This is a genomic window from Cellulophaga sp. RHA_52 (assembly GCF_007827205.1).
In the GTDB taxonomy this organism is placed as follows: domain Bacteria; phylum Bacteroidota; class Bacteroidia; order Flavobacteriales; family Flavobacteriaceae; genus Cellulophaga; species Cellulophaga lytica.
In genome coordinates this window covers 3112395-3131264 of sequence record NZ_VIRZ01000001.1, presented here as the reverse complement: position 1 = coordinate 3131264, position 18870 = coordinate 3112395, and the positions used below count along the sequence as shown (strand labels likewise).

The following is an 18870-nucleotide window of genomic DNA, read 5'->3' as shown; positions in this document are numbered from 1 at the left end:
ACGATTTTATTGTGCGTAGTTTAGTAACAGAATAACTTCATAATCTTATTTGAGAAAATTAGATTATGAAAAAGATTAAGGTTAGTTTATTTGTTATTTTATTACACACTGTAGGCGCTATTTGGGCTCAAGATTTACAACTTACAGCAAAAGATAGCATAGTTAAAAATTCTTGGATGTTTGGTCTAGGATATAATTTTGTAGATGATTCAGGAGATGTTTTTGATGAATTATTAGATTTAGATAAGCAATGGAATGCAGTAGCTTTTCCTTCTAGGATTAGTATTGGAAAATATTTTAATAGTGGAATTGGTGTTGAAGCTATAGGAAGTTATAATAAATATAAAGTAGGTAAAACAGTAGACGGGGCAGTAAACCTAGAGGAGACAGATTATTTTGCTATTGATAGTAGAGTAAGTTACGATTTAAATAAAATTATAGGAGAAACCGCTTGGTTTGATCCTTACATTGGTGTAGGTTTAGGCTACACAGATGCAAACAACAAAGGAAGAGGTACTTATAACGGAGTTGTAGGTTTTAGAACTTGGATTACAGAACGTATTGGTTTAGACTTTAACTCTTCTGGTAAGTGGGCAATGGATAAAGGTGATGGGGTAACAAATCATTTGCAACATGCAGTTGGTGTTGTATATCAATTTAAAGCAGAAAAAGGTCTTTCTAAAAAAGGGTTAGAAAAACAAGCTCAGATAGAAGAAATTTTAAAAGAGCAGCAACGTGTTGCAGATTCTACAGCAGCAGCTAAAAAGCAAGAAGAAGAGGCTAGGTTGCTTGCAGAGCGACTTAAAAAGGAGCAAGAAGCATTACGTTTAGCAGAAGTAGAAAAAGAGAAAGCTGCAGCAGAAAAACAAAGAAGAGAAGATTTACAAGCAAAAATTAATAGTTTTGGAAGTGTAATTTTTGCTTTAAATAGCTCTTATTTAAATCCTGATTCTAAAAATATATTAGCAGCTATAGCAGAGTTACTAATTGAGAATCCAACTGTAACTGTTAAACTTGGTGCTTATACAGATTCTAGAGGTACAGACAAATACAATTTGTGGTTATCTCAACGTAGAATGCAAAGATCTTTAGATTTCCTGGAGTCTAAAGGCGTGTCATCAGAAAAAGTAAACGCCACTGCATTTGGCGAAGAAGAACTTTTAAATAATTGTGAGGATGGTGTTTATTGCACAGAACAAGAACATAAAATAAACCGTAGAATAGAAATTACAGTAGATAAAATATAGTAACCTAAACCAACATTTAAATGCTTTTTAATTCCATTGATTTTGCTATTTTTTTGCCAATAGTGTTTTTCCTGTATTGGGTTGTAGTAAATAAAAACTTACAATTACAAAACTTTTTGTTATTAGTAGCAAGTTACGTGTTTTATGGTTGGTGGGATTGGCGATTTTTATCCTTAATAGCATTTAGTACCTTGGTAGATTATTCTTTAGGTGTTTTATTAGGTAAGGAAGAAAAGGAAAGTAAACGTAAAGTTTATTTATGGACTAGTATTATTGTTAATTTAGGTTTTTTAGGTTTTTTCAAATATTATAATTTTTTTGTAGAAAGTTTTGTAGATGCATTTACTTTTTTTGGACAAGAAATAGAGATAGGTACTTTAAATATAATATTACCAGTTGGTATTAGTTTTTATACTTTCCAGACGTTGAGTTATACAATAGATGTGTACAAACGTAATTTAGAGCCCACAAAGAATTTTATAGCATTTGGCGCTTTTGTTAGTTTTTTTCCTCAGCTGGTTGCTGGTCCAATAGAAAGAGCTTCTAATTTACTACCTCAAATACTCAAAAAAAGAAGCTTTAATTATTGCGAAGCTAAAGATGGGTTACGCTTAATGTTATGGGGTTTGTTTAAGAAAGTGGTAATAGCAGATTCTTTATCTCCCATAGTAAATGATATTTTTTCTAATTATAGTACCTTATCTTCTCCGGTATTAATTATGGGAGCTATTTTCTTTGCTTTTCAGATTTACGGAGACTTTAGTGGGTATTCAGACATAGCTATAGGTACGGCTAAATTATTTGGTATAGAGCTAATGTCAAACTTTAAATTCCCTTACTTCTCTAAGAACATAGGAGAGTTTTGGAGACGCTGGCATATTTCTTTGTCTACGTGGTTTAGAGATTATCTTTATATTCCGTTAGGAGGCTCTAGAGGCTCTAAAATGGTTGGAATAAGAAATGTATTTGCTATTTTCTTGGTTAGTGGATTTTGGCACGGAGCAAATTGGACATTTATTTTCTGGGGACTTTTTCACGCATTATTATTTTTACCTAGTTTTTTAATAGGAACCAATAGAAAATATGCAGAAGTTAAAAACACCCGTTTAAATGTGTTGGCAATGATATCTAATGTATACAGAACATTGCTAACTTTTATATTAGTTACAATTGGATGGGTCTTTTTTAGAAGTGAAACTATTACAGACTCTTTTATTTATTTAAAACGAATTGGATCAAGTTTTTCGGGAATACCATACATACATCCTAATGGATATAGATTAGTAGATTATATAGTGCTACTTGTATTTTTTATAGTTTATGAATACATTATAAGAAATAATGAGAGAAAGCCAATTGGCTTTAAAAATAGATATGTTCGTTTGTTTGTTTATGTACTATTGGTGTTTTTAATGTTGTTGTTTTATGACGATGGTGTAGATAGATCATTTATTTATTTTCAATTTTAGAAGTATGAAAAGAGTTATATTAAAATTTGTAATATATAGTTTAGTGCTAGTTCTTGCTTTAGAATTGTTAGTTCGTGTTTTTCATTTACATAATGAAAGACCAGAACGATATTTAGATGAGTATGGCGTTGAAAAATGGGTGCCAAACCAAAAAGGATATTCGGTTACAGGAAATAGAAAACAAAATGTGGGAGCATACAGAATTAATGATTTTGGATTTAATTCTGTTTATGATGATTATACAGTATCTAAAGACAGTATAGAGGTCGCTATTGTTGGAGATTCGTTTATTGAAGGATTTCATCAAAATTATACAAACTCAATTAGTAGAAAGGTAGAAAAAAAGTTGCCCAATATAAAAGTATTAGAATTTGGATATGCAGGCTATAATTTATCTGAGGAGTTGAATTTAATAGCATCTTATAATCATCTGTTTAAAGATATAGACAGAGTAGTTATTTATATGAGGTATACAGACGATTTAATTACAGGGGAATATAAGGTATCTGGTAGATTATCTTTAGATACACCGGTAAATAGATTGCTTAAAAAAAGCAAGTTAATTGTCTATGCAAAAGATATAGGTGCTTTTGACCCTATTAAAGATAAAATTGCAGCGACAATTAACTTTGTAAAGGGTGTAAAAACACCTGAGGTGAAAGAAACTAATAAGGATGCTATATATCATGCGAATTTTAAAAAACTAATAAAAACATATAATTACGACAAAGAAAAAAATGTTTTATTGTTAGATTATAGTCTTTGTTCTAGTGAATTTTTGAGTTATTTAAAACAAAACAACTTTAAAACAATTGATTTTAGTTCCGATTTTATAAAGAGTAAAGAACCTAAAACTTTAATCTATGATCAGCACTGGAATAATCTAGGAAGAGAAATTATAGCAGACGAAATTGTAAATTACATTAAAAATGAAAATATTGAGTTAGTGAAATAATAGTCATTACTATTTTATTTTTTGCTAACTTTTTGATATTCATTTTCACTTATAATTAGGTAATTGTTCTCTGCTATTAGATATATTTTTATAGTATCTACGTGTTTTGTAGTTGTATAAGCAAAGTCATACATATATTTTTTTAAAAAATTATAGTCCGTAGTATCAATTACAATTTCTTTTGAACTATTTAAATTAAATTGTTCTGTACCTTTGGTTTTTGTTATTGCAGAAACAGTAATGTTTTTATGCGTTTCTTTAAATTGTTTTCCTTTTAGAAATTTGTTTTTAAGTCTAGGGACTATTTCATTTATTTTTTTCGCCTTTAAACTTTCTTTAAGCTTTATTTTAAAGATCTCTGTTTTTCCTTTAACTTTAGACAGGAGACTAGCTTTAGAATAGGTTATATGGTGTTCAAAATTATAAATTGTATCGCTCCATCTTCTTTTGTAATCCATACCGCCAACTCCCATTTCATAAAGTACATAATTATTATTGCAGCACCATTCTACTTGCTTGTATATTTCAACATGGCCTAATCCAAATTTTGAATAGTTAATATCGTATGAAGAAATAGTGCTAAATAACATTTTACCAAAATGATAGTTTAATGAAATTTCTATAGGTTTATCTTCATCATAAATAACAAAAAGAGAAGCTTGTTTATTTTTAATTTTCTCGTAAGTTTCATTTAATAAAATATCCCATTTATGCAGTTCTTTGTTTTCTTCATTTCGCTGCTTAAATCTATTTACGATCATTTCTTTTAATGAGTTAAAAATAAACTCGTAATTATCTTTAGAAATATCACCGTAATACAATTTATACTCTACAGAGAAACAGGTTTCTAATCTGTTTACATATCTACGAATTATACTTCTGTATTTAGATTTAAATTGACGTTGTAAATAAGTGTCAATTGTAGAATCTGAATTTAAATGTATAGCATAACCCCAATTGTTCTGGGCTATTATTTTATGCGCTATTGTTGCGTCTTTTATATGTAGTTTAATATAACTTGGGACCAAACTTAAAGATAAGTTCTTAGTGTTTATATCATTGTTAATAGTAGTGTTGTCTACCTGCTCGTTAAAATAGTTAAGAGAAGTAACTACAGAAGGGATAGAATTACCTTTGAATAAGTGTGTGTTAAATATTATTTTATTGGTTGAAGTCATTAGAAACTTATTCTAAATATTTATGATGATTTAATACTTATTTTTTGAGTGTTTTTTTCTCCCTTTATATAATAAATGCTCGCTAATTTAGTGTCTTTGTATACGCTAATGGCTGAGTTTTTTTCAAAATTTTTGTGTAAAAAATCATTTACATAAAACAAGAGATTGCTGTATTCTTTATCTAAATAATTAATCTTTACTATTTTTTTATCTTTTGGTATAACTACGCCATTACTTATGTTGTAGGTAGTATTGTCTTTCTCGACTTTTTTATTAGATAATCTATATTTAAATTTAATATATTTTCCATAAGCTAAATGAAACTTCATTTTTTTTAAAATTGCGACCATTCTAAAGCGAAATTTGTAAAGTACGATTATTTTTTTTGCTTTTAGTTTAGCGGTAATAGATTTGGAATTATATATAATATGTTCTTGATATAGGTATGTTTTATTTACCCACTGGCGTTTATGAAAAAAATCTCCTCTTCCCATATCAAATAACTTAATATTATTATCAAAGCACCAGCGTATGTGTTTTATGGTGTTTAGATGTCCTAGGTTATACATGCTATAGTCTACATCAAAACAACTATTAAAATGAAGCATCGTTTGTCCGTCTATAAAATTTAGCGTAATATTTATGGGTTTATCTTTGTCATAAATTACATAGATGCTTGCTTTTTTTTCAAAAATCATTTTAAACATTATTTCTTCATAGTAGTTTAAATATGGTAATTCAAAATTATGCTCTTCTTTTTGGGTAAATCGTAAGGCCGTTATTCGTTTTAATTCTTTAAATAACCTTTTATATTCTATTTCTTCAATTGCTCCATAGTACATAGTATATGTTGGCGCAATAGATAAGTCTAGTCTGTTTTGGTGTCTTCTAAGTTTATTTGTTCTAGATTTACCTACTTGGTCATTTAAAAAAGCATCACAGGTACTGTGGTTGCCAAAGTAAACAGCATAGCCGTTGTAAAGAGGAAAACTAATTTCTTTTAAGTTTGTCTCTTGTATTGTAGTTTTTATGTCTAAATAATTAGGAATATCATATACAATACACGTTTCTATATTAGATGTTTTATTTGGAGTGTCAGTAGTATTATAAACAACAGTTTTTAGGTAGTTATTTGTTATTTTATTGTAAAACCACGGAAAAGTCTTGTCTTTAAAAAAGAGATCAAGAAAAAAAGAAAATCTAGTGTGTGGCTCCAAATTGTTTAACATAAGTGTTTATTATAACGCGATCTATAATTGTAACGCTTTGTTTAAAATAAGTATTGTAATAGTAGTTGCGTAATAACTCTTTAATCTATAATATTTAAAGACCATTTATTATTTTTAGCTACTACATAAAAATTATTTTTATTATCTAAATTTTTATAAACTTTAATGTCTTTATAGTGTTCTTTAGACGTAAAGAGTAAATTAAAAATAGTTCTTTTTAAATAAGAATAAGCTTCATTCTTTTCAAAATCTAATTGAATGCTGTTCGCAGTTAGCTGGTTCTCTTCTATTTTAGTGTGCGTTATTTTTTTTTCCGTGATAGCGTTATGTGTCTGTTTATATAATTTTTGCTTTACTCTTTTATAGTACGTAATAAAATTTATTTTTTTTAGAGTGTAGTACAGTAGATAAGTGCCTTTTGTTTTTGTTTTTTTAGCATAAGCATTAAAACTAGCTTGTATAGAGCTAGGATCGTAAATTATGCAGTTGTAAAAATCAAAAGTAGTGGTTTTCCAATCTTTTTTGTAATAATCATAACCTTTTAGAAGATCATAAGTTGCAGTGTTGTTTTCTATACACCATTCTATATTTTTAAGCATGTCTAAGGAACCTAAATGAAATTTAGAGTAATCTATATCATAGCAGCTCATTATGTAGTAGCCAAGTGTTTTCTTAAACATATTAATACGTATACTAATAGGTTTTTGGTCATTATAAATAACAAAAATGCTAGCCTCTTTCTTTAAAATTAAATTGTAGATGGTATCCTGGTATTCATCAAAATGACGCAACTCATAGTTGTTTTCTTTTTTTTCTTCAAACCGTCTAATTAATAAAGCTTTAAGAGCTATAAATAAGCTGTTATATTTTTCTTTTGTAATATCTCCATAATAACAAGTGTAAGTAATGTTAAAACACTTTTCTAGCCTATTTTTATAGCGTCTTAAATTAGACCTACTTTTAGTTCCAAAATTAGCAGTAAGATATTCTTCTACAGTTGTATATTTTTCTGTTTCAACTAAATACCCTTTTAGTGTTTTTAATTGTATTTTTTTTAATTTTCTAGCCTCGTTAGTTATGTATGTATCTAAGTAACCTGGTACATCAACCACCTCATAAAATGTGTTTTTGGTGTTTTTTATATTAGTGCTTTTTATAGTGTATAAAGTTTTTGTTTGGTATGTTATTTTTTCAAAAAAGGGTATGGTATTATCATTAAAAAATAAGCCTTTTAAAAATACAGTTTTATTATGTTTAGCCATAGTTAAAATACTTTAGCAACTGTTATTTTATAGCTTTTTTTTATTCCTTTTAAAATGAAAATTTCTTCATTTTCTTTATAAATAGTAATAGAAGTAATGGGTTCTTGCAAAGTATATAGAATATCATAAACAGGCTTTCTTAAAAAATCATATTCTTCTCTAAATAAGTCAATAACTATATCTAATTTAGAAATATCGTCATCAATATTTAGCGGTATAGTTTTATATTTATAATTGATATTTGTTTGTTTTAATGCCTCTTCTTTTTCTTTATTTTTTTTTGTGATATAGTAGTGATATAGTGTATCTACGTTAAGTTTTTTTAATAACCTTACCATTGTGTAAAAGCTTTTTATTTTCAATGCTTTTGTTAAGGCAATAGAAGTAGATGCTATTGATTTTTTATCATATGCAATATGGCTTTGAAAATAGTAGGTGTTAGTAGTAAATTTAGCTTTGTATGAAAAAAAACCTTTAACTAAATCAAAAACTTTTATATTGTTGTTAAAGCACCATTCTAGTTGATAAATTAAGTCTATAAAACCAATATAAAATTTAGAGTAATCAACATCAAAACCTCTAACAAAGCCATAAAGAATATTTCCCATAACTGGGTTTAAAGAGATACTAATTGGCTTGTCATTATCATAAATAACAAATAAACACGCTCTTTTTTGGTTTATTAAATCATAACCGTTTTGCTCATATCTATCCCAGACAGTTAAATCGTAATGGTCTTTACCTAGCAAATCAAAGCGCTTTTTGATCATTTCTGGAAAAAAAACAAATAAACGGTCGTATTCTACTTTATCTATACTTCCAAAATATACCTTGTATGTTATGTTAAAACACTTTTCTAATCTTTTTTTATATGTGTTAAATTTAGATCTTCTGTCAGAGCTAAAATTTGCTTTTAAATACTGATCAACACTTTCATAGTCACTTAAATTAATCATAGAACCTTTGTAGGTATTTAGTTTAATAAGTTTTATGTTGTTATTGGAGCCGATAGACGGTATTATATAATCTGGAACATCATTAAAAAAGTATGTTTTTTTATTAAAATCTAAGACATTAGATTTTTTATTTATATAAATGGTGCTTTTAGTAAGCTTATTTTTAAGCTCAGCGTAAAACAAAGCTAAAGCTTTTGGCTTTAAAAGGATGCGATCTAAAAAGTCTATGTTTATTAACATCTTATTAATTTGCTATAGCGTAAGCTTAGTTATTTAATTTGTATAATAGTCTATCTAGAGAAAAGTACTTTCCTAAAATTTGTTTATCTCTTAAATATTGTAATAATTTAAATTTTAGACTGGTTTTTTTTACCCAAATTATATCTAATACAGCATTTTTATTGTAATAAAGTCTATTGTAAAAGTTATAATGGTGATTACTCCATTTTACTTTGTAATACGTCTCTCCCATAGATAGGTCAAAAATACTAACATTATTATGTATACACCATGTAATATGGTTTACCATACATATGTCTCCTATATTATAAATGGCATAGTCTACATCAAAAGCTTGTATGTGGCTAAAAGCAATATCATTAATGTGAAAATTTAATGTAATTCCAATAGGCTTTTCATTGTCGTATAAAACAAATAGTGAGGCTTCTTTTTTTAAAATTTTGTTATAAAAATTGGACTGTAAGTTATCCCAATCTGCAAGGTATCTGTTATGTATTTTTTTTTGATCAAACCTGCTTTTTAATAAACTATAAAATGTTTTAAAAATTAGTACGTAATTTTCTTTTTCAATATTACCAAAAAACACATTGTGTGTAATTCTATAGTTGTTTTCTAGTTTTTTCTGTTTAGAACGTAAATTTTTCTGATTTCTTTTACTTAGTTGTTCTTGTAAAAAATTAGCAGTACTAACCTGGTTTTTTAGGTTAACTAAAAAGCCTTTGTATTGCGGTACATCTATAAATTTTAATTTTTCAATATTTTCTTTATTCTCTGTTATGTGTATGTAGTTAGGTATATTTATAATAAGGTGTCTACTAGATTTATCAAGAATTAAATTTTTGGTAGATGTAATAGGTGTGTTTGTAATCGAATTATATATTATTTCATCAAAAAATGAAGGCTTCCTTCTCTCTATAAATAGACAGAAAACAAAGTTTGTTATTTTTTTTGAGAAATATTTTTCAAGCATACAGTAACTTATTCTTTTAAATTATAAGCCGTAAAAGTATCAGCGTTTTGTAAACCTTTAATATAATAACAATTCTGATGGTTTGTTATTTTATATAGCGTTACGTGATTTAGTTTTTCTGATTTCCTATATAAAAAATCATATACATATTTTAATAGGCTTGTGTTTTTTATGTCAAAAACAGATATTTCTTTTAAGTTTTCTTTTTTAGGAGCTTTAAAGTTTTTTAAGGGAACTTTTTTCTCTATTTTTTTTGTATTGTTTTTCTTAAGCGCAAATGTAAATTGATGAAATTTTTTATGAATGTTCTTATTTCTTAAATAGTTTTTAAAATTGAAAAAAGCCAATGTTAAATACATTATAGTTTTAGAAGCGTACGACTTAGAGTTGTAAATAATATGATATTCAAAATTATATTTTGTTGTAGCCCAACGTTCTTTGTACTCATAATAACCTTTAGAAAAATCTAAAAACTTAATACCATTGGTGATGCACCAATCTAATTGTTTAATAATACTAATAGTGCCAAGTCTAAAGGGTGCGTAATCAATATCAAATACTCTAATGGTATCAAAAGCAATAGTATCAGAAAAATACAATAAGGTAATTGCAATTGGTGTTTTCTTGTTATAGGTAACAAACAATGCAGCTTTTTTTTCTAACAGCATAGGGTAAGTTACATCAAAATAAAAGTCCCATTCTTTTGGATTTAAATTATTATTAGTCTCTTGTTTGTCATTAAAACGTTTTATAAGTAATTTTTTAAAAGCATAAAAAAGAAAATTATATTTTTCTTTAGTAATGGCTCCATAATACATTTTATAACTAATTTCAAAAGAGTGCTCTAGCTTTCTTTTGTATAAATTAAATTTGTAATTACTGCTTTTACTAAGCCTTTTTTTCATATACTCATTAACACTTAAAAAATTTTCTAATTCACACAAATATCCAGGATATTGTATTGTTTTTTTAATTTTATATTTATTATCATCCTTTATAGATATTGTGTTAAAATAGGTATGTATATCGTAAATTAGAAATGTTTTGGAATTCTTTTTTTTCTCTTGTTTATTTTTAATAGTATACGTTAGTCCTTTGGTATTTGTTTTAGCAATATTGGTATATAATAAAGGAATAAATGTTTTTATAAAAGTAAAATCAGGTAGTAGGGATGTTGAGTATTCTTTTTTCTTAGAAGAAAAATGAATCATCCACTTTTTTAAGAAGTTAAAACAAAGAAAAGGATTGTTCTGTATCATTTTAAAATTTTAAAAAAATAGCCTAGTTAATATTTAAGTAAGCTTTTATGTCATTACTTAAAATATTTGAAAAGTCTTTTGCACTTTTAGAAAACAAATGAGATCCATCATATGTTTTTAAATTAGCATTGTTTGCTGAATAGTTAAAATAAGGGATATTATTTGCTTTAGCAATACTATCAAATTCAAAATCAAAATCTTTCCAATTGTTATTTTCTAATCTTAAGACTTCTTTATCTATTGGCATTCTAACTAAAAAAACTTTTCCTTTTCCTTTTAAATATGCAATCGTTTTAATTAAATAATTAAACCTAGTTTTATTAAAAGATTTAGTATTTGCTAATTCAGAATATTTTTTTAATGTTTCATTCTTCCATTGTGCAACCTCAGTAGAGCTTATGGTATACTCTTTAGTTTGTTGTTTAATCTCTTTCCAACCGTTGCTGTGAGCAATTAGGTTACTAAATTTATTGTCGTTTAAAAAACAGTTGTATAGTGAGTTAGAATAGCAATTAATTATATAATTGTAATTAGGATTGTCATTAAATCTAGATATTTTTCCTAGAATAAGGTTTTCATCCATTTGTAATATCGTATCATTTTCCATATTTTTTTGAACAGAAAAACTTCCAGGATTTACAGATAAAATAAAAATTCCGTTAGTACTATTATCTTTAAGTTTTTTTTTGATGGCATTTAAATAAACTTTACCATAGAATGATTGGTAACCATCAAAAGCAAAATTTACTATAGAGTAGCTACTATTCTCACCTTTTAATGTGTGTGTTAATATTTCTGGACTAATACCTTGGTTTGCGCGTGATAACCCCATAACTAAACCTTCTGCTTTATAAGTGAATTTGGCATAATTTTCATCTACAAAATTCTTAGATAATTTATCTATAAAGAAAAAATAAGTGCCTATAAACACGGTACAAAATAGAATTATTTTTAATAAGAAATGTTTCATAAGACTAAAATTGAAAGTAGATAAAAGAGTTTTGTCTGTTAATACCAAACAATACAATAACTAAAATATATACAAAACTAATAAGCCATTTTAAATAATTTGGTTTGTTTAAAACTAGCTCGTAAACTTTATTATTTCCTTTGTAATAATGAATTATTTGTACAATGATTACAAAAAGTGCGCACAAAAATAACTCTAGGTAATTGTTAAGCAGATTAATATGTAAACTTCTTAAATTAAACATACTTTTTATATAAAGTATGGCACTAGATATAGATGAAGATCTAAAAAATACTAGAGATATTAAAAAGTAACCAAAACCAAAAAACCAATGAATTTTATTTAAGAAAAATTCTAGAAAGTTAAATTTTGTAATTAGTGCTTTTTTAGATGGTTTAATAATACGTACTTCTAGTATAATTAACAAGGCATTTAGCATACTCCAAACAACAAAAGTCCAGTTGGCTCCGTGCCATAAACCAACAGTAAAAAATACAATTAATGTAGCTGTTAATTTGTTAAGTTTTACCTTATTTATTAGAGGCAAGTATATATAATCTTTAAGCCATAACATTAGAGATATATGCCATCGTTGCCAAAAATCAGAACTGTTTTTAGCATAAATTGGTCTATCAAAATTCTGCATTAAATCTACGCCTAATATTTTAGCAGTACCTATGGCAATAGTTGTATAAGCAGAAAAATCATAATAGATTTGAAACATAAAAAAAAGAGCACCTAAGGTTAAAGCAAAACCGTGTGGACTTTCTGGCGTAGCATAAGCTTCATCTACATATATACCTAACCTATCTGCAACTACAATTTTTAAAAAAAATCCCCAGGCCACCATAATTAGACCTTGTTCTATATTTTTAATGTTAATATTTATTTTCTTTTTTAATTGCGGTAATAATGTAGATGCACGTTCTATAGGGCCAGCAACTAATTGAGGAAAATAACCAACATATAGCGCAAAAATACCCAAATGTTTCTCAGGTTTTATACTTCCTCTATACACATCAATAGTATAACTCATTGTCTGGAAAGTATAAAAGGAAATACCTACTGGTAATAAAATTTGACTAATATGGTAACTTTGCTCAGCTTCATCAATAGGGATTGATATTCCAAAAAATTCTAGTAAGCTAGCCAATGATGATGAAAAAAAGAATAAATACTTAAAGGCTATTAATATACCTACATTTATACAAATACTAGTTGCAGCATATATTTTTTTGATTTTTTGACTTTTGGCAGCATAAATTCGTAGAGCGCAAAAATAATCTACAAGGGTAGAGGTAATTAGTAGTAAAACTAGACTAGGTTCAGACTTCATGTAAAAATAGTAGCTAGCTAATAACAGCCATATCCATCTAAATTTATGGGGTAAAACATAAAAACCCACAACTATGAGCGGTAAAAAATATAAGAACTCAAAAGAATTAAATAACATGTGGTTGTATTACTTATTTAAGGTGTTGGTATAGTGTACTAAATTAGCTATTTAGCAATAAGATTACCTTTAAAAATGATTAAATGTAAAAATATAAGATAAGTTACATGTGCTTTGCTGTGTAACCTATTTAGTTCAGTTTTACTTTTTGTGTTTTTTTAGATCCCACTATTAAATATTCTTTGGAATATTCTATTTCGTATACTCTAATACAATCTAAATGTATAGAGTTTAAAAAAAGATAATCATATAATGGTTTTGCTATTAAATTAAAGTTCCTGTCACCAAAATGTACTTCACTTAAATTAGCAGTTATAGGGTTTAAAACATCTATTGTTTTGTAATTAATAGAATGGTTTAATGAGCTCTTATTTTTTCTAAAAAGTGTTTTAAATTTAGCGACCTTTTTAGCTATGGGGTATTTTTTTAACGTATTTTTTATTTTAATTTTTGATGCTTCAATACTTGCTATAGCATTAGTAATATGTGTTTTTTTGTAAACAATATGGTTTTCATACTCATACATATAATTACTCCAAAATCTTTTGTATTCTAGGTCTCCATATCCCATATCTAATAAATTATAATTATTGCTAAGGGCCCATTCTATAGTTTTGTATATTGAAATATTTCCCAATGAAAATTTAGAAAAATTATGATTAAATGAAGAGATTGAAATAAATAGAATATTTTTGAAATGATAATTTATAGAAATGTTTATAGGCTCGTCATTACTATAAATAACAAGTATTGAAGCCTTATTAGTGTTTACTAAATTAAAAACTAAATTGTAGTAATAATCCCAGTTATCAAGTACATCGTTAGGTTCATTTCTTTGGTTAAAACGATACACTAGCATTTTGTGTAATGCACCCATTAAAAATTTATATTGCTTTGCAGTAATGCTTTCAGTTATCATTTTATAGCTGTAATTAAAACAAAGCTCAAACCTATTTACAGATCTATTAATACTAGTTCTAAATTTTTTAGAATATTCATTTCTTAAAAATAATGCTATAGTTACTTTTTCTTTAATCAGTATAGCACAACCATTTACATCCTTTTGGAATATCTTTTTTACCCCTATGTTAGTGTCTGTATAAAAATAGGGGGTTAAATACTTAGGAAATAGCTTAATAGATATACATTTAAGATTATAAATGGTGGAGGTATCCCTTTTTGCACTATAAAATATTTTTTTATTGTAGTTGCTCTCTAATTTAGTGTAGTAGGGGAGTATATGTCTATTTTCGGTAAACTCTGTATAAAAATCTTTAGTAGTAAGTAACATAACTTTTATAATAAAATAGAGAATAGGAGAATTATTTTTTTAAGCAGTAAGGTGTCTTTATTTAGAGCAACAGTAACAATTATTTGTTTTGTAATACCCTCTTCTATGTAAAAAATTAAGGGTTCTCATTTTTAATATTTCTAATTTTGTATAACCAAAGTTGCTAATACTAATAGAGCTATCCAAAGCCTGTACATAATGCCACCATTTTTTTGGTAAAAATAAAACATCTCCTGGTTGTAGCACTACTTTGTAAAAGGGTATACTTTTAAAGTTTGTGTATTTTGTAGCATTAAAGTTAGTAATATTTACCTTACTAGCTATAGCACCATTAATATACTTGGTACTGGGATACATTTGTGCAGAATATTTAGGAGGTACAATTATAAATAATTTTTCTCCTTTTACTTGTGCATACATATTATCTCCAGAATCGTTATGAAACCCCGTTATTGTACCTTTGGGGCCAATCCAAGCTGCAACATCATTAACGGCAGTATGTTGTTCAAAAATTGAAAAATCTGTGTCTCCGTTTAAATTTGGTAAGTATTTAAAAATATCTAATGTGGTTAAGTAGTCTGTAAAATTAGAGTTAGTGTTTATATTTTTTAATTTTTGTAAATATTCTTTTAATGTAGATTTTTGATATTTACTGTCTCCTTGAATATAATTTCCAGAGAGTAGACTTACTTCTTCATTTGTAGCTAAATGTATTAAATATTCTAAATCCCATTTTTTAGTAGCACCCCAGTCTTTTGCGTATCCTTTTATAACTACAGGCTTTTTTTTGTTAAAAAGAATGTTTTTAAATGAGTTAGCGTCAACCGTAGCTAGTTCTTCTACAGGCTTACTTAACTCCAAAATTTCATCTAAAATATCCATAAGAGTCCTGTTTATTAATTAAATATAATAAGATTTATACAAAGCACTATTTATTGTACCTATATAACGGAAAAAAAGAAGTTTTAGCTAAAGGAGTTAAATTCTTATTTTTACCAGATAAGTTGTTATACTCCTTGTTATTTAATACGTATTTCCAAACCTTAAATTTTTTATAATCATTAGAAAACGAAGCTTTAAAGTCGAATAAAGAATCGTGATTTCCGCCAAAACCACCACCTAGGTTAAAATAAGAATAGCCTTGTAGTGTACCTTGTACACGTACTTCATTTAAAATATATCTTATAGGCGATAAGTGTTTGTATTCTTCTAGAGTGCCAGATAAATGGTATTGTATAATGGTATTATTTGTTTTTATAATTAGAGCAGCAGAAGCATTAATGTTTGTGTCTTTAGTAACCGCAAAAATAATCTCTGCATTATATTGCTTACTTTTTAAAATATTATAGAAGTATTCTTCTTTAAAAAAATAGTTTTTGCTAGCGTTTAATCTAGACATCGTTTTATAGTACAAATCAATAAAAATGGCTACATCTTCTTTTGTTTTACCAACCCTAGAATAGAATAATTTTTTATTTCTTTTAATATATCGTTTTGTTGTTTTAGAAAAATTAGACTCTTGCTCTTCTAAAGTTTGCTTAAGATTAATATTTACAACTTTGCTTACATTTTCAATTTTTCCAAGACCAGACAAAATTCTTTTTTGATTGTCTATATATGGATTTAAACTACTGTAGGCGCAAATGATATTCTTTTGCTGAAAATAAATACGTAGCTTGTTGTAAAACGGAGTAAGATTGGTGTTGGCTGTAATGTTTTTACTTAAGGGGCCTCCATACCCATACACAGAAGTAACATCAAAAAAAGAACTGTTTTTAATTGGTCTTATGAGTATAGGAAATGCAATAATAATGTCTTTTGTTGTATAGGAAATAAGTGCTATATCTTCATTATCATTAGCACAATTAATGTGATAGTCATAGGTATGGTAAAAATCATACCCTGCTACAGTCTCTAATAATGTATCCCACTCTTTTTTGTTTCCTATAATTTTTAGCATAATTGTTATGGTCTTCTATATGCTGGAAAATAATTACATTCTTCATTACAGTCCTTAGAAGAACTATAGGTTTTATTAGATAATAAATTATATACTTCTTTATTTATAATTTTTCTACCTGTGTAAAATACAGCATCTTCATCTTTAGGGAAAAATACTTTTTTACTTTTATAGAGCCCATCACCATTGGTAAGTCCGCCACCTAAAACATAATATTTTTTACTGTTTTTTGTGGCCCATTTTAAAATTTCTACTCTTAAATAGTCATTAGGCCTGCACTCAAAATATTTAGCTCTAGTACCACCTAAAAATGCGTATAATGTAGCTTTATTTATAATAATAAGTTCTACAGATGCAACTACATTGTCTTTATATGATTTGGCTATGGCAAAACTATTTGGATTTGCGTGTATTAAATTTTCAAAATATTGCTTTGGAAAATAGTAGATTTCTTTAGCATTATTACGATCCATAGTTTCAATATATACTTTATGAAAATTTTCTATTACACTATCTGTAATTTCATTTCCTTCGTATAATTTAAACGTTAAGTTATGTTGTTTTGCTTTTCTGTAATTATTTCTAACTTTTGTAGAGAAGGCAGTCCATTGGTCGTCTTCAGTTTCTTTTATTTCACCTTTAACATTCAATAGTGTTTCGGTTAATTCACCACTATAATTATTGTGATTTCCATTTAGGTTAAAGCGTACAAACTCTGATACTATATTGTTTTTACAATACCATTTATCTACTAATTCCCAAAATTTAGTTAGTACTTTAGTGTCATCACAGTTTTTGCATAATGGTCCTCCGTAACCGTAAGGAGTAATTACATCTTTATAGGTTTTATCTTTTATATCTCTTAAATAAAATGGCATAATAGTATTAGGAATACCATCTATATTTAATAAAAAATAACGCAATTGGTCATGTTCATTTTCGTAATATTTTAAATATTCATAGGTGTAATAAACATTATTGTCCCAGTAATTGTTTAGTAGTTCTTTGTATGTTTCAATTTCTTCTAACGTGTTTATTTTTTTTACATATAAATCGTACTTTTTACCATTTTTTTTCCTCTTAATAATTTTACCAGGGTTACCAACAACAGTAGCATAGTCTGGTACATTTTCTAATACCACAGATCCAGCACCAACAGTTGCCCATTTACCAATAGTTATTTTAGGTATAATAACAGAGTTGGCTCCAATAAAAGCTCCTTCTTTTATGTATACATCACCACATAAAGTTACTTGCGGTGCTATATGTACATAGTCTTCAATTTTTGCATCATGATCTACGCTAGCGCCACTATTAATAATAACATGTTCACCAATAGCGCTATTTGCTTGTACTATAGCTCCTGCAAATATTACCGTACCTTTACCAATTTTAGCACTAGTAGATACTATAGCCGAGTTGTGTTTTATTGAAATATAATCTACATCTAATAACGCAGCAATTTTTTTTCGTATTTTATTATTTCCTATTGCAATAATTAATGGATTACCAGTATTTGGAAAATTTTTAAAGTTAGAATCAATTTTTTCTACTTTTAAAGAAGCAAATAGGCTATTTTTTGGTGCATTGTCAAAAACATCTGTAATTTCATAACCATTAGATTTTAAGGTGTCAATAATTACGTGTGCATGACCACCAGCACCGTATAAACGAACTTTTATTTTGTTAGATTCATCCATTTTGCAAAAAATAAGATTAAGTATGCTATTTAGTTACTAATAACTTTTATACAGCTAATTATAAAAATTATTAAAATTTAAACGGGGGAAGCTTTTAATTAAGTATTAATTAGTAGTTGGTGTACCAGTAAATGTAGACATATTTAAGTTGTCACTACTATTTACACCCTCTTTTACAAATACTTTTTTTACTGTTAGTAGTAAAATTTTAACATCTGTTTTAAAAGATCTGTTTTTTACATACCATACATCTAGTTCAAATTTTTGTTCCCATGAAATGGCATTTCTACCGTTAACTTGAGCCCATCCTGTAATTCCTGGCTTTGCTAAATGTCTTTGTTTTTGAAAATCGTTATAGAGAGGTAAGTACTCTACAAGTAATGGTCTAGGACCAACAAGGCTCATATCGTTTTTTAAAACATTAAGCAGTTGTGGTATTTCATCTAAAGAATATTTGCGAATAAAATTACCAAATTTGGTTACGCGTAAATGAAAAGGTAGTAGTTCTCCGTTTTCATCTTTTTTATCATTCATAGATTTAAACTTTATCACTTTAAAAATTTTCTCATTTTTACCAGGTCTAGGCTGAAAAAAGAAAATTTTACCATTGTTAGAGAAAAATAAAACAATAGCAACAGTAAAGAAAAAAGGGGATAAAAATACAAAGCCTATAAATGCTAGTATAAAATCTAGAATTCTTTTAAAAAAATTAATGTACATACTTTTGGTTG

At 27.1% G+C, this 18870-nt stretch carries 16 protein-coding genes; 3 read left to right on the top strand and 13 right to left on the bottom strand.

What is annotated here, in order from left to right; genetic code table 11:
* Positions 1–65: 65 nt before the first annotated feature.
* Genes JM80_RS13840 through JM80_RS13830 form a run of 3 tightly spaced genes read left to right on the top strand, consistent with a single transcriptional unit; the run spans position 66 to position 3671 of the window.
* Positions 66–1247, top strand: coding sequence for an OmpA family protein (locus JM80_RS13840; protein WP_144710623.1), 1182 nt, complete (start codon positions 66–68; stop codon positions 1245–1247).
* Positions 1248–1267: 20 nt separating this feature from the next.
* Positions 1268–2716 (top strand): MBOAT family protein, encoded by a 1449-nt coding sequence (locus JM80_RS13835; protein WP_144710621.1) that lies wholly within the window; start codon positions 1268–1270, stop codon positions 2714–2716.
* A 4-nt stretch (positions 2717–2720) separates the two neighbouring features.
* Positions 2721–3671 (top strand): hypothetical protein, encoded by a 951-nt coding sequence (locus tag JM80_RS13830; protein WP_144710619.1) that lies wholly within the window; start codon positions 2721–2723, stop codon positions 3669–3671.
* A 14-nt stretch (positions 3672–3685) separates the two neighbouring features.
* Here the strand turns inward: JM80_RS13830 and JM80_RS13825 are convergent, their stop codons facing one another.
* From JM80_RS13825 to JM80_RS13765, 13 genes are all read right to left on the bottom strand, one after another.
* Positions 3686–4849 carry a GNAT family N-acetyltransferase gene (locus JM80_RS13825; RefSeq protein WP_038506481.1) on the bottom strand — a complete coding sequence of 388 codons (1164 nt, stop codon included), beginning with the start codon at positions 4847–4849 and terminating at the stop codon, positions 3686–3688.
* 20 nt (positions 4850–4869) lie between these two features.
* Positions 4870–6078, bottom strand: a complete 1209-nt coding sequence (locus tag JM80_RS13820) for a GNAT family N-acetyltransferase (protein WP_144710617.1) — start codon at positions 6076–6078, stop codon at positions 4870–4872.
* 80 nt (positions 6079–6158) lie between these two features.
* The gene (locus JM80_RS13815) at positions 6159–7340 is read right to left on the bottom strand and encodes a GNAT family N-acetyltransferase (protein WP_144710615.1); all 1182 of its coding nucleotides are present in this window, start codon (positions 7338–7340) and stop codon (positions 6159–6161) included.
* Between the two features lie 2 nt (positions 7341–7342).
* Positions 7343–8536, bottom strand: a complete 1194-nt coding sequence (locus tag JM80_RS13810; protein ID WP_144710613.1) for a GNAT family N-acetyltransferase — start codon at positions 8534–8536, stop codon at positions 7343–7345.
* 25 nt (positions 8537–8561) lie between these two features.
* Positions 8562–9506, bottom strand: coding sequence for a GNAT family N-acetyltransferase (locus JM80_RS13805; protein ID WP_144710611.1), 945 nt, complete (start codon positions 9504–9506; stop codon positions 8562–8564).
* 8 nt (positions 9507–9514) lie between these two features.
* Positions 9515–10765 (bottom strand): GNAT family N-acetyltransferase, encoded by a 1251-nt coding sequence (locus JM80_RS13800; protein ID WP_144710609.1) that lies wholly within the window; start codon positions 10763–10765, stop codon positions 9515–9517.
* 22 nt (positions 10766–10787) lie between these two features.
* Positions 10788–11735: a hypothetical protein gene (locus JM80_RS13795; RefSeq protein ID WP_144710606.1), complete on the bottom strand. Its 948-nt coding sequence runs from the start codon at positions 11733–11735 to the stop codon at positions 10788–10790.
* 4 nt (positions 11736–11739) lie between these two features.
* Positions 11740–13071: an MBOAT family protein gene (locus JM80_RS13790; protein ID WP_246864764.1), complete on the bottom strand. Its 1332-nt coding sequence runs from the start codon at positions 13069–13071 to the stop codon at positions 11740–11742.
* 247 nt (positions 13072–13318) lie between these two features.
* Positions 13319–14479 (bottom strand): GNAT family N-acetyltransferase, encoded by a 1161-nt coding sequence (locus JM80_RS13785; RefSeq protein WP_034644674.1) that lies wholly within the window; start codon positions 14477–14479, stop codon positions 13319–13321.
* 57 nt (positions 14480–14536) lie between these two features.
* Positions 14537–15361 carry a cupin-like domain-containing protein gene (locus tag JM80_RS13780; RefSeq protein WP_051456056.1) on the bottom strand — a complete coding sequence of 275 codons (825 nt, stop codon included), beginning with the start codon at positions 15359–15361 and terminating at the stop codon, positions 14537–14539.
* A 46-nt stretch (positions 15362–15407) separates the two neighbouring features.
* Positions 15408–16439 (bottom strand): GNAT family N-acetyltransferase, encoded by a 1032-nt coding sequence (locus tag JM80_RS13775; protein ID WP_144710604.1) that lies wholly within the window; start codon positions 16437–16439, stop codon positions 15408–15410.
* A gap of 5 nt (positions 16440–16444) precedes the next feature.
* On the bottom strand, positions 16445–18139 hold the full coding sequence (locus JM80_RS16610; RefSeq protein ID WP_084470693.1) for a NeuD/PglB/VioB family sugar acetyltransferase: 1695 nt from the start codon (positions 18137–18139) through the stop codon (positions 16445–16447).
* Positions 18140–18244: 105 nt separating this feature from the next.
* On the bottom strand, positions 18245–18859 hold the full coding sequence (locus JM80_RS13765; protein WP_034644672.1) for a sugar transferase: 615 nt from the start codon (positions 18857–18859) through the stop codon (positions 18245–18247).
* Positions 18860–18870 lie beyond the last annotated feature (11 nt).